The organism is Citrobacter sp. TBCS-14 (assembly GCF_005280805.1).
In the GTDB taxonomy this organism is placed as follows: Bacteria; Pseudomonadota; Gammaproteobacteria; order Enterobacterales; family Enterobacteriaceae; genus Citrobacter; species Citrobacter gillenii.
Genome location: NZ_SZWM01000702.1, coordinates 1 through 202 on the forward strand (window position 1 = coordinate 1; position 202 = coordinate 202).

Sequence of the window (202 nt, forward strand, 5' to 3'; positions counted from 1 at the left end):
ACAGCCCCTTGAATCCTGCTGCTACTGGAGAATAGTTCACTCCTGAACTATCACTAGCGACCCAACCGCCCCATCGTTTTAAAGCCATCTGAATATCTCGCATGTTATCTCCTCTATTCATGCCAGTACGCCGATTGCCAGCGCACGATCTATAACGCGAAAAACAAGCATCAACTGGTCACCATATTTCGCTTCAAATGCC

Annotated in this window: 1 protein-coding gene and 1 pseudogene; both read right to left on the reverse strand. The window is 47.5% G+C overall.

Translation table 11 applies throughout. The features are described from left to right. A partial coding sequence (locus FDX22_RS20795) for an antiterminator Q family protein (RefSeq protein WP_304571792.1) occupies nt 1–103 on the reverse strand: 103 nt, incomplete at its 3' end. A gap of 14 nt (nt 104–117) precedes the next feature. Continuing rightward, a pseudogene (locus FDX22_RS31630) lies at nt 118–202 on the reverse strand (hypothetical protein); the annotation flags it as partial.